The sequence below is a fragment of the Candidatus Dojkabacteria bacterium genome, from assembly GCA_030583845.1.
Classification (GTDB): Bacteria; Patescibacteriota; Dojkabacteria; order SC72; family JAHDCA01.
This window is the reverse complement of sequence record CP129478.1, coordinates 344,510-356,535: the sequence shown is the minus strand read 5'-3', so window position 1 is coordinate 356,535 and position 12,026 is coordinate 344,510. Positions and strand designations below refer to the sequence as shown.

At 45.3% G+C, this 12,026-nt stretch carries 7 protein-coding genes and 1 tRNA gene; 7 read left to right on the top strand and 1 reads right to left on the bottom strand.

Annotated features, from left to right (window positions below):
- Positions 1 to 51: 51 nt before the first annotated feature.
- The 6 genes from leuS to QY318_01560 all read left to right on the top strand — a co-directional run bounded on the left by leuS (position 52) and on the right by QY318_01560 (position 6,998).
- The gene (leuS, locus tag QY318_01585; GenBank protein ID WKZ31442.1) at positions 52 to 2,580 is read left to right on the top strand and encodes a leucine--tRNA ligase; all 2,529 of its coding nucleotides are present in this window, start codon (positions 52 to 54) and stop codon (positions 2,578 to 2,580) included.
- A 223-nt stretch (positions 2,581 to 2,803) separates the two neighbouring features.
- Entirely contained in the window at positions 2,804 to 3,559 is a 756-nt protein-coding gene (locus QY318_01580; GenBank protein WKZ31441.1) for a peptidylprolyl isomerase, read from the top strand.
- Between the two features lie 45 nt (positions 3,560 to 3,604).
- The gene (locus QY318_01575) at positions 3,605 to 4,411 is read left to right on the top strand and encodes a ComEA family DNA-binding protein (GenBank protein ID WKZ31440.1); all 807 of its coding nucleotides are present in this window, start codon (positions 3,605 to 3,607) and stop codon (positions 4,409 to 4,411) included.
- Positions 4,411 to 6,009, top strand: a complete 1,599-nt coding sequence (locus QY318_01570) for a ComEC/Rec2 family competence protein (GenBank protein ID WKZ31439.1) — start codon at positions 4,411 to 4,413, stop codon at positions 6,007 to 6,009. The genes QY318_01575 and QY318_01570 overlap by 1 nt, the downstream gene beginning before the upstream one ends.
- Positions 5,996 to 6,832 (top strand): MBL fold metallo-hydrolase, encoded by an 837-nt coding sequence (locus tag QY318_01565; protein ID WKZ31438.1) that lies wholly within the window; start codon positions 5,996 to 5,998, stop codon positions 6,830 to 6,832. Before QY318_01570 ends, QY318_01565 begins: the two co-directional genes overlap by 14 nt.
- A gap of 90 nt (positions 6,833 to 6,922) precedes the next feature.
- Positions 6,923 to 6,998 (top strand) — tRNA-Arg (locus QY318_01560).
- Positions 6,999 to 8,244: 1,246 nt separating this feature from the next.
- Here the strand turns inward: QY318_01560 and uvrA are convergent.
- Positions 8,245 to 11,145 (bottom strand): excinuclease ABC subunit UvrA, encoded by a 2,901-nt coding sequence (gene uvrA / locus QY318_01555; GenBank protein WKZ31437.1) that lies wholly within the window; start codon positions 11,143 to 11,145, stop codon positions 8,245 to 8,247.
- Positions 11,146 to 11,340: 195 nt separating this feature from the next.
- Between uvrA and QY318_01550 the strand changes: the two genes are divergently transcribed.
- Positions 11,341 to 11,997, top strand: coding sequence for a rhomboid family intramembrane serine protease (locus QY318_01550; protein WKZ31436.1), 657 nt, complete (start codon positions 11,341 to 11,343; stop codon positions 11,995 to 11,997).
- Positions 11,998 to 12,026: the final 29 nt, after the last annotated feature.

Here is a 12,026-nt window from a genome sequence, read left to right as displayed (position 1 = left end):
ATTCACTCATATAGACCAATTCGATCTACACTAAATTATCAACCGATATAAATGACAAAATATGATTTCAAGAAAATAGAGGGGAACTGGAAGGAGAAATGGTTCGAAGACAATATCTATCGAGCAGAGGATTTCTCAGATAAGCCCAAAAAGTATGTGCTAGCCGAATTCCCTTACCCGTCGGGTAAGAGCATGCATGTTGGGCATATGATGCGCTACACGCTGCCTGAGATCTTCTCACGATACCTACGAATGCGTGGATATAATGTGATGTTCCCGATGGGCTGGGATGCATTTGGATTGCCGGCGGAGAACTATGCAATTAAGACAGGTAATCATCCATCGAAGCAGGTAGATGAGCTAAAGGTCTTCTACAAGAAATCGATGCAAGATATGGGCTATGCAATTGATTGGGATAGGGAGGTAAATAGCACCGATCCAGAGTATTTCAAGTGGACACAGTGGATCTTCCTGAAATTCTATGAGGCTGGATTGGCGGAATTACGTGAGGAACCGGTGTGGTGGAGTGAGAAGATGAAGACTGTGTTGGCAGAGGAAGAGGTGGTCAAGGATGCAGATGGTAATCTGGTAGCAGAGCGCGATGGCAGTTCGGTGGAACGCAAAATGGTAAGGCAGTGGGTGCTGAAGATCCCAGCATATGCAGACAAGCTGATCGATGGATTGAGAGGCGACATTAAAGATCTCGACGGCAAGAAGATCACTGAGATCGAGTTCCCAGAATCAATTATTGCTGCTCAGACAAACTGGATCGGCCGCAAAGAGGGTATCAATATTAACTATCCTGTAGTGGGTGTAGAGGGAGTAGATATTACATGCTTCACAACTCGCCCAGATACGAATTTTGGTGCTACATTCGTAGTACTAGCTCCTGAGCATCAGTTCGTACAAGATATCATCTCGAAGAAGATCGAGGTTGATGAGAAAACATATAAGGCAGTGGCAGCATATGTGAAGAAAGCCACAAACAAGACCGACCTTGAGCGTATGGCCGAGACCAAGAAGAAGACAGGTGTATTTACCGGATTCAAAGTGCTGAACCGAGTAAATGATACAGAGCTCCCGGTCTATGTATCAGACTTCGTGCTTGGGCATTTCGGTACCGGCGCAGTTGTAGGAGTGCCGGGTCACGATATGCGAGACTTCGAGTTTGCCAAAGCATTTGATATCCCGATCTTGAGGGTGGTGGTGGGTGTTGATGGAGACGAGTCTGAGATCACCAAGCCAGAGCAGGTGCAGGAAGAGGAAGGACATATGGTCAACTCAGGCTTCCTAGACGGATTGGAGATCATGGCTGCTAAGGAGAAGATCTCTGAGTATTATATCGAGAAGGGTTGGGCTGAGAAGAAGGTTACTTACAGCTTGCGAGACTGGTTATTCTCACGCCAAAGATATTGGGGAGAGCCAATACCTCTGATCCATAAAGAGAACGGTGGTATAGAAGCTATAGCAGACACGACAGATGCTAGCTCGGTGGACAAGAATCTTCCTCTGAACCTCCCTGAGGTGCCTGATTACACACCTTCTGATGATGGCACCTCACCATTGGCCCGCAATGAGGAGTGGGTGAATACGGTTGACTCTGAGGGGAAGCCCGCAAAGCGCGAGACAAATACGATGCCTAACTGGGCAGGCTCATGCTGGTACTACCTGCGTTATATTGATCCGCACAATGAGAAGGCAATTGCAGATATGGACAAGATGACCTACTGGCTCCCTGTTGATTACTACTTCGGTGGTAGCGAGCATACAACATTGCATCTGCTCTATTCGAGGTTCTGGCATAAATTCTTGTACGATAACGGAGTTGTGCCTACATCTGAGCCGTATGCCTGGAGGATGAATGGAGGGACACTGCTTGGACCAGACGGTTACAGGATGTCTAAGTCACGTGGCAATGTTATCGAACCGCAGGAAGTCCTCGAAAAGTATGGCACAGACGCGGTAAGAATGTATATTACTTTCATCGGACCGTACAACGGCACCTTCCCATATAACGAGAGCAGCCTACAGAGGTGCTACAAGCTGATTCAAGACATCTACAAGCTGCGAGAGAAGGTTCAGGAGGGTGCTGATGACCTGGGCCTGAGACGGGTCATTCACAAGGCAATTAAGCGCACCACAGAGATGGCAGAGGAGTTCAAGATGAACACAATGGTGAGCGAGTTCATGATCGCAGTGCGCGAAATGAAGAAGGCCGAAGCGATCCCAGTCGAAGTATGGAAAGATTTCTTGAAGATAGTTGCTCCATTTGCCGTGTTTACAGCAGAAGAGCTGTGGCAGGAGATCAATAGCTTCACTGAGTGGAAGGCTGAGAACAGCGTCCATCTGCAGGCGTGGCCGGGATATGATAAGGAGCTTATTAAGGAGCAGACTATTAGCATCCCAGTGCAGGTCAACGGTAAGACTCGCGGTACAGTAGAAGTAGACGCTGGTGCAAGCCAAGAAGAGGTGCAAGCAAAGATCCTTGCCGATGCAAGACTTTCTACATATGTTAGCAAAGAGAATGTAAAGAAGTTTATCTACGTGCCAGGCAAAATTGCCAACGTTATTCTGTCCTAGAGAATATTTGGTCGGGGGTTCTGGGAAATTTGATCAGAATTCTCTGGCCTTGGGTGGTGTTGATAAGTTTGCAATTGTATCAGCATGGTCGTGGCTTAATTGCAAAAATGTACTCATCTGTTTCTCGGGATCATTTCGGAGTTTCATGGGTAGGCGCGACTCATAGGGCGAAAGTGGGTTGGATTCCTGTAGACCTATAAACTGTCTCGTGTATAATAAAGGCATGAAAGTAGACGCAAAAGGAGTATTTAAAGATAACCAGAAGCTGTTCCTATCGATGGGGGCGGTTGTTATTCTCTCAATGCTTATCGCAAGTGCCACCAGCCAGAACGTGTTTAACTTTTGGGATTTGAACGGGTCTGCTACCGGACCGCTAAATCCTGTTGGAAATAATAACAATGGCGGAAATAATAGCGGCGATCTACCAGAGCCTGTCAGCAACGGCAAAAATAACGCATATAACAATCCTCCCCCTACAGTTATAAATCGTGGCTCAGATTATTCTGCACGAATCAGCACCAACATGGGCAGTATTGAGTTGGATCTTTATCAGGACGAGGCTCCAGAGGCGGTCAATAACTTTGTCTTCCTGGCGCAGGAAAATTTCTATGATGGCACTTCATTCCATAGGGTGATAGAAGGATTCATAATTCAGGGTGGCGATCCGAAAGGTGATGGTACAGGTGGTCCTGGATACGAGCTTAGCTTAGAGAGTGACCCTACATTGAAATTTGAGCCTTTTGTGATAGCGATGTCCGAAGGTAGCGGTGCTAATGATGCTCATGGCTCACAGTTCTTTATCACAAGCCGCGAGTTTGATAGCAATACTCTCGACGGCAAGTACACAATATTCGGCTTTGTGACAGGCGGTTTCACAATTGTTGATAAGATTGAATCTCAAACTGTATACCAAGGTAACAGCGAGTATCGCCCCCTCAACCCTATAATCATCAACGATATCGAGATTGTAGAGAACTAATTCTCTTTCTGATTAGGGAGATCTTCCACTTTTTAGCAAATTTTCATGTTCTCCGTTTATGATCTTGGTATGGATCATAAACACTTTTTTCTCACCGCCCATAAATTCATATTTAGCCAGAGGCAAGGAGTGCTAGTGGGGGTTGTTGTTGGCTTGCTGGTGGGCTTCGCATTAGGATTTTTCTCGCAGCCGCATATTATAAGTTATCGAGATATTCCATCGAGTGATCCTCCTAGCGAAGAGCAGCTAACTTTGACGGATTTATCGGAAAGTGCTGGCTCGACAATGGATGATACTGTCGAGGTATCGGATAGTGTGAAGGTATGTGTTGATGTAGCAGGTGCAGTAATGGCTCCGGGTGTCTACTGCCTTGATAAGGGCGAAATGGTAGTGAACGCAATACTTCGAGCTGGAGATATTAACTATGATGTTTACGCTTTCCAGTATGTGTCGAAATATATTAACTATGCACGCCAGCTCCGCGCGAATGAGAAGATCTACATACCATTCGCGGAAGAGTACAGCTGTACTGCCAAGAAATTCCAGTACGCAGAGGATGTTCCTATGGATGACGATCTAATATCGACTGCATATGAAGATGGCGATACGACTGATGTAAGCAGTCGTGGTGAAGATAATCCTGAAGAAGGCAACAGCAATCCAGGTCAGGGCGATTGCACCAATATCAATACTGCTTCAAATGAAGAGCTGCAAGAGCTGCCAGGCATCGGCGAGGCCACAGCAGCGAGGATAATTGACGCAAGGCCTTTCACAACTATCGAGCAGCTACTCGACGTGAACGGTATAGGTGACAGCAAGTATAACGCAATAAAAGATCTGGTCTGCATCTGATGACTGATGCAGTATCGAAAAGACTCTTGGCTCTAGCTCGGCTCATATGCGACACACCAATACTGCTTTTATGCATCGGGTATATAGTCGTAAATATACTCGCAGTAGAGAGCGAATTGCGCAATCCTACTTTTGCTATAGCTTGCCTGCTGTGCCTTTTAGTCGTGTGCTTGGCACTACTATTAATGAAGAGGCCTCGCTTTATACTCTTTCCTCTTCTTGGCTCACTTTTGGCAGCTTTTGTAGTAGTCAGGTGGTTTCACAATGAGGCTGCGGTACGAGCAGCTGTACGAGAGAGGTACATGGGCAAGGATGTAGAGATTGAAGGTTATATCAGCCGCGAGCCAGAGCTAGATCATGAAAGCGTGAGTTATGTAATGAGAGTTCTGAATATTACTGATCGTGAAACTGACGAAGCTAAAGATTTCAGATCTATCAAGCTTAATCTGCTGATCGAAGGTGAGAGGTATCCTGTTTACAGCCTAGGTCAGCGATGCCGATTTAGTGGCAAGCTGGTTGAGCCAGAAAGCTTTTCTGACTTTGATTATAGAAAGTATCTAAGATATAAGAAAATCTTCTATATAGCCCGCTCCAGCAGCGTGATCCAGTGCGAAAATATCGAGAATGTTAGGAGTGGTAGCAGGCTTAGGAATAGCCTGTACGATATCAAGCTGATGGTCGTAAACCGAGTAGAGAGGAAGATTCCTGAGCCTCAAGCGTCGCTTCTTATCGGCATACTTCTAGGTGAAGATCGTGTTTTCGACGAGGTTTTTGCCGAGAGGCTAAGGGTTACGGGAACAACGCATATTATCGCGGCTTCAGGCTATAATGTGGCCATACTTATCGCCTCGGTTCATAAACTTACTGCTAGCTGGCTACCAAAGAGAGCTCGGATTGCCCTCTCGCTACTGGCTGTATGGCTCTTTGTTATCTTGTCTGGAGGCTCGGCATCAATCGTGCGTGCGGCTATTATGAGCACGCTGGCCTTACTGGCTTTGTCGCAGGGAAGAAAAGGTGTAGTTCATCTGCTGCTGCCACTCAGCGCTCTTATTTTCTCGCTATTTGATCCAAAGATATTTTACAACCTTAGCTTTCAGCTATCTGTTGCTGCAACCGCTGGTCTGATCTATATAACTCCAATTTTGGAGGAGGGTGCTGGTAAGGTAAAGTTGATTGGCAAGCGGTTTCACGCAATGCTTGGGGCATATCTGTTTCCAACTTTGGCATGTACATTGAGTACGATTCCGATTACGGCATACTATTTCGGGCAGCTTTCAATTGCTGGAGTCGTAAGCAACTTTTTGATTTTGCCCGTGGTAGAAGGCTCGTTGCTTCTTGGGGTTGTTTCAATACTGGGCGATATGATTAGTCAGAACATTAGCGGTTTCACATTCCTGGCGCTCTATCTTGAGCTTAAGTACTTTCAACTGGTTGTGGATTGGATAGGGCAATATGAGCATGTGCTGGTATCACTGGATGGTTTTGGGCTATATCATGCAGCTGCAATATTCATCCTGGAGCTACTGCTGGTTGTGAGTCTGTATCCGAAGAGTGGGGTTGAGAAAAGTTATTATTACAAGCAGCATGGATACTCTTAGGAAGAACTTCATCACTGTTCTCTTCTTGATCGGTGCTCTCATCGTAGATCTGCTCCCAGATAGCAGCTATAACAGAGTGATCTTCCTGGATATAGGGCAGGGTGACGCCTCTTTGATCCAGTATGAAGGGCTGAATATATTGGTGGATGGTGGACCAGCCGATTATCTTACGTTTGCCTTGCCGCGATACATGTCTGTCGACGACAGTAAGATCGATATACTGATAGTCTCGCACCCACACGCAGACCACATCTCGGGAATTCTAGATATTGTTGATAGGTATGAGATCGGAGAAGTATGGATTAATCCGGTCTGTTTCAACTCTAGCTTGTACAGACTTCTGCTAGATCTCGATCTCAAGATAAAGCCAGTTAATAACCTTCACGAACTCAGGTATAAGGATATGGTGATACAGATCTTGCATCCATTTGCCGCTGAAGCGAGACCATCTGATTGTAAAGGATCTGTAGGTAGCCTGAATCCCACAGACAAAAATGTGAATAATGACTCAATAGTTTTCCTTCTCGAAGTGGCAGGAAAAAAGCTGCTGTTTGTTGGCGATGCTGAAGCGGAGCTCGAGAAAAAGCTGCTAGAGGAAGGTTCGTTAGAAGATATAGACTTACTGAAAGCTGGTCATCACTGCTCAAGAAGCTCAAGTACCGAGGCGTTTCTGACTGTAACTAAGCCCGAGACTGCCATCTGTAGCTTCGCAAGTGAGAACAGCTACGGGCATCCTAGTCCTGAGGCTCTAAGCAGGCTGGCAAATGTGGACGCTAAAGTACTCTCCACAGCTAATAAAAAGTCTATTGTAATAGGGCTCTGAGAGAGAGCATGCTAATTGAAAGCTTAGTCTAAATGTATTATACTCATGCGACTAATTAGCAATCCTGAATAGGTGATCTGCTAAGGTTATGTACCTGTAGCTCAAGGGATAGAGCAACTGCCTTCTAAGCAGTAGGTTGTAGGTTCGAATCCTGCCAGGTACGCCATCTAGGTCTGACATATCATCAGACATCCCCAACAAAATTTTTCTATGTGGAGGTGAGTAGCAGACTTAACACTGTCACACTCCATGTACTTCTGCTAGCCAATATAAATTTTCCCTTGGTATCAGTAATGTATGTTTCTATACAAGTTTGCACTATAAAGCATGTAGCAAACCAATACAGGGCGTGCCAATATTGCAAAATAAACCTTAAAGCACATTTTGCGACGCGCCACTATATGATTAGTAGGTATTGTGCATAGGTGTCACATTATGAGTGGGTCAGAATTGCGTACCCTGGATTGGGCATATGTTTCACAAATGTATCCATGAATGCTGTTGGGTAGCTAACTGTAGGCCTATAAAATATATTATGTAAAATCCGAGAAGATTTGCATAATTCTTGGTGGACTGAGCGGTTATGGCTAAAAATATATTTATAATCGTTAATGCCTTATGGGTAAGGGGGATTCCAAATATTATGGTTTGGGTTAACCGTGTGAAAAGCTTTTACATAAGACGTTAAGTTAGAAAAAGAAGGAAAACGTATATAAGTGCTTGAATTTGATTGTAAAGCTTGTAAGTAAAGTATCCGCCTACTTTTGGTAATATTTTCAAGGAGTAAATGTTGCAGTGCAATTTTGGCACTATTTAATTTGAAACTCTTTAGTATAAAGAGTAAATTAAATAATATAGCAGCAGCCGTATTGCTATGATAAATAGATGGACTTACATTATGAAAGTAATGTTACCACTATTTTGCACTTGTAGCTACGCCATTTCATCTAGATTGCGAACCTGTATTACTGCTTTATTCCGACTACAGGATTATTTACGTCTATTATTATTGGATAGAATGATATAATTGTGTCTTTACCTACAACTAATTATGCGCTAGTGTTGCAGGTATAGTAATTTTGCGAGCAACCTATTCTTTATCTTGTACGGAAGGACTTTCTTGCTATATTTGAGGGTTTTATTAAATAATAATGTCAGTGCATTCAAAGTTGTTGACTATAGGTGTAGCCTGTAGTTTGGTGTTACTTCCTCCTGGTGTATCCTGTAGTTCGACAGCAAGGAGGGTTGATACCAAATCTGCTTTTACGGAGCTATAATTTAATGGCGAATAAATTCGGATCCTTTTCTATAAAGAATCCGCTAGTATATTAGCAAGTGAAGACGTCTGTGCAAATTTTGCTTAAATTTGCAATTTTGAATGACTTACCCAACTTTGCCAGAATCTTTACCAACTATGAGGTATGGTCTAGGTATTCCTTCAAATAGTTGCCAGTGTGCGTACCTGCAGCAATAATGTCTGCCATACTGCCTTGAGCGGTGATCAACCCACCCTTGTCGCCACCATCTGGACCTAGGTCGATTATCCAGTCAGAGTAGCGGATGATGTCCATATTGTGCTCAATTACGAGCACGGTATTATTCTTATTTACAAGCTTTTTCAATACAATTAAGAGCTTGTCGACGTCAGCAAAATGTAAGCCTGTTGTTGGCTCATCGAGGATATACATTGTGTGTCCCCGCACCATTTTAGTGAGCTCACGAGCTAGCTTTATACGCTGCGATTCGCCACCTGAAAGGGTAGTGGCGTACTGACCGAGTTTGATATAGTCGAGCCCAACATCGCTTAGTAGATCAAGCTTCCTCTTTATATTGGATATAGCTGAGAAGAATTCGCGTGCCTCAGCTACTGACATATCTAGCACCTCGGAGATGTTTTTCCCTTTGTAATCGATCTGCAAAGCCTCTTTGTTATACCTTTTGCCACCGCACTCCTCGCAGGTGATATACATGTCGGCGAGGAATTGCATCTCTACCTTGATTTGACCGTTGCCCTGGCATTTCTCGCAACGCCCCCCCTTCACATTGAAGCTAAATCGGCCTGGTGTATAGCCTCGGGCGCGTGCCTCTGGTGTCATTGCGAAAAGGTCTCGGATATACTGGAAAGCGCCGATATAGGTGACAGGGTTGGAGCGAGGTGTGCGCCCGATAGGGCTCTGGTCGATTCCGATGACTTTCTGTACATGCTCAAGCCCTTCGATAGATTCATATTCTCCAACGCTTTGCTTGCCGTTCATCTTCTCGTTCATTAAGATCGGATAGAGTGTGTCATTTACAAGCGAGGATTTCCCAGAGCCTGAGACGCCCGTAACGCTCACAAACTTGCCAAGAGGTACCTCGAGGTCTACCGACTTCAAATTGTGCGTTTTAACCCCTTTCAGGACGAGCCTCTTCCCGTCAACAAAGTTCTGAGTCTCTTCATTCTCAATGTCCTGAAGGCTTTCTCCGACCTGCTTCTTGTTCAAGAGGTACTGGGCTGTTAGACTGCCTTGCTTCATGAAATCTTTATATACACCCTCGGCAACTACCTCGCCACCATTTACACCTGCACCAGGACCTATATCCACGATATGGTCGGCCCTAGAGATTGTGTCATAGTCGTGCTCAACGACCACTACAGAATTACCGATATCGCGAAGATTTTCTAAAGTCTTGATAAGCTTGTCTACGTCGCGAGAGTGGAGGCCGATTGATGGCTCATCTAAGACATAAAGGACACCTGTAAGCCCTGTGCCTATCTGTGAGGCTAGCCTAATTCGTTGCGACTCACCGCCTGATAAAGTGCTGGCTCGTCGATCTAAGGTGAGATAATCAAGCCCGACGTCGAGCAAGAATGTAAGCCTGGTTATCAGCTCGCGCGAAATTGGGTCTGCGATCTCTTTACGATTTCCCTTCAGATCAAGCGATTTGAAGAATTTAACCACATCATTGATTTGGAGATTGCTCAGCTCGTTTATGTTTTTATCTTTTAGCTTGACCGATAGCGGGTAGGGCTTGAGGCGAGCTCCATGGCATTCCGAGCACTCTCGCTCAACCATATATTTTTCGGTCTCAGCGCGGATATAGTTCGATGTGGTTTCAAGGTAGCGGCGCTCAATTTCTGGCACAACTCCTTCGAATCTTGCATCATAATCTCTTAACTCGCCTCGCTTATTTCTGTAGCTGATTCTGTAACGCTCCTTGGCTCCTGTGCCATAGAAGATAAGGTCGAGGATCTCTTTCGGGTACTCGCCAATAGGGGTCTTGAGGCTAAATTTGTGCTCTACGGCGACCTGTTGCAATATTTTGGCTGTCCATGAGTCGCTTGTGGTGCGATTTGACCATGGGAATATGCCTCCCTCAAGGATAGAAAGACGAGGATTGTAGATCTTCTCTACGTCGATCTCTTTGAGGCTGCCAATACCGGAGCAGCGTTGGCAGGCTCCATGTGGTGAGTTGAATGAGAAAGAGGCTGGCTTTAGCTTTGGGAACGATAGTTTGCAGCTGAAGCAGGTGTTGCTCTCGGAGTAGAAGTGAGCCTCTTCGTCGATCAAGATCTTGACCTCGCCGTCGGCCATGCTTGAGGAGAGCTCTATCGCATCATTAAGCCTCTTTTGGAAGCTCTTATATTCCTCACTTTCGCTATCTTCATGCAATGCTTTGTCGAATACCAGTCGGTCGATAACTAGGTCGATGCTGTGCTTCTTGTTCTTATCAAGCTTGATCTCGTCAGCCTCGTCTAGTGAGTATACCTCACCGTCGACGCTTACTCTTAGGAATCCCTTGGACAGAAGGTTGTCGAAAAGATCTTTATAGCTTCCTTTCTTTGCCTGCACGATAGGTGCAAGCACCTGCAGTTTAGCCTTGTCTTCTTTGCCCTCAAGCAGTTTCGTATTGATCTGAGCGACGATCTCCTGGATAGTCTGGGCTTGGATAGGGCGGCCACAATTTGGACAGTGCGGCTCACCGATCTGGGTGTAAAGAAGCCTCAGGTAGTCATAAATCTCTGTCACTGTGCCGACTGTCGATCGTGGATTGCTGCTAGATGTTTTCTGGTCGATGGAGATAGCTGGGGATAGTCCAGTTATGCTCTCAACGTCGGGTTTCTCCATGAGTCCAAGGAACTGTCGTGCGTATGATGAGAGCGACTCCACATAACGACGCTGCCCCTCAGCATAGAGGGTGTCAAAAGCGAGCGACGACTTCCCAGAACCAGAAACGCCGGTAATAACAACAAATTTGTTCTTGGGGATGGACAGGCTGATATTTTTTAAGTTGTGCGTCTTCGCGCCCTTAATTACTATTTCTTCCTGCATAACGGTGAGCATTATACCATTAAAATGTGTGTTTCGTCTCATATCATGTAGAGGTAAGTGTAGAGGATTGCGCTGCATTCAAGCCAGATTCCATTAAATTTTAATGAAAGAGCGGTGGAGAGAAATCTTGACTTTCTGAAAGTCAAAGGAAGTTTGCTAGTTCTTTAGCTCATCAGATGCTAGAATTTCAACAAGATGTGGCCAATAAGCGACTCGCAAAAATCAAAGATCTTCCCAGTGGTAACAGTCGTACTTATTCTAATAAATGTCCTCTTTTTCGTTTTTCAGTACCTGCAGTCAGATCTTGAACTGTTTCTGCAGAGCTATGCACTGATCCCAACAGAGCTAATTGCAAATGGCGAGTGGCTTACACTTGTTACATCTATGTTTATCCATGGTGGGGCGCTACATCTATTCTCAAATATGTGGTACCTCTGGGTGTTTGGAGATAACGTTGAGGCGAAGATGGGGAGTGGGAAGTATCTGCTGTTTTATCTTGTAGCTGGGCTCGTTGCCGCACTTGTCCAGTTAGGGATTTCGTGGGACACAAATGTGGCAATCATAGGAGCGAGCGGAGCAATTTCAGGAGTGCTTGGATATTATGCGGTTGCTTTTCCACAAAGCAAAATCAAGAGCTTTATAATTGCATATCCTCGCGTTGGGATTTATGATATTAGTGCGAAGTATCTACTAGCGTTCTGGTTTGCTTTGCAGTTCTTAAACAGTTTGTTGAGCTATAGCAATGGCGAGGGCGGCGTAGCATGGGGAGCACACGTTGGTGGCTTCCTCTTCGGAGCTGGGATCGCCTGGCTGGGTAAGGCAATGGGTGGTCAGGTTGTGCCCAAGAAGTGAGAAATCGAAACGGCATAGGTTGGTTGCGG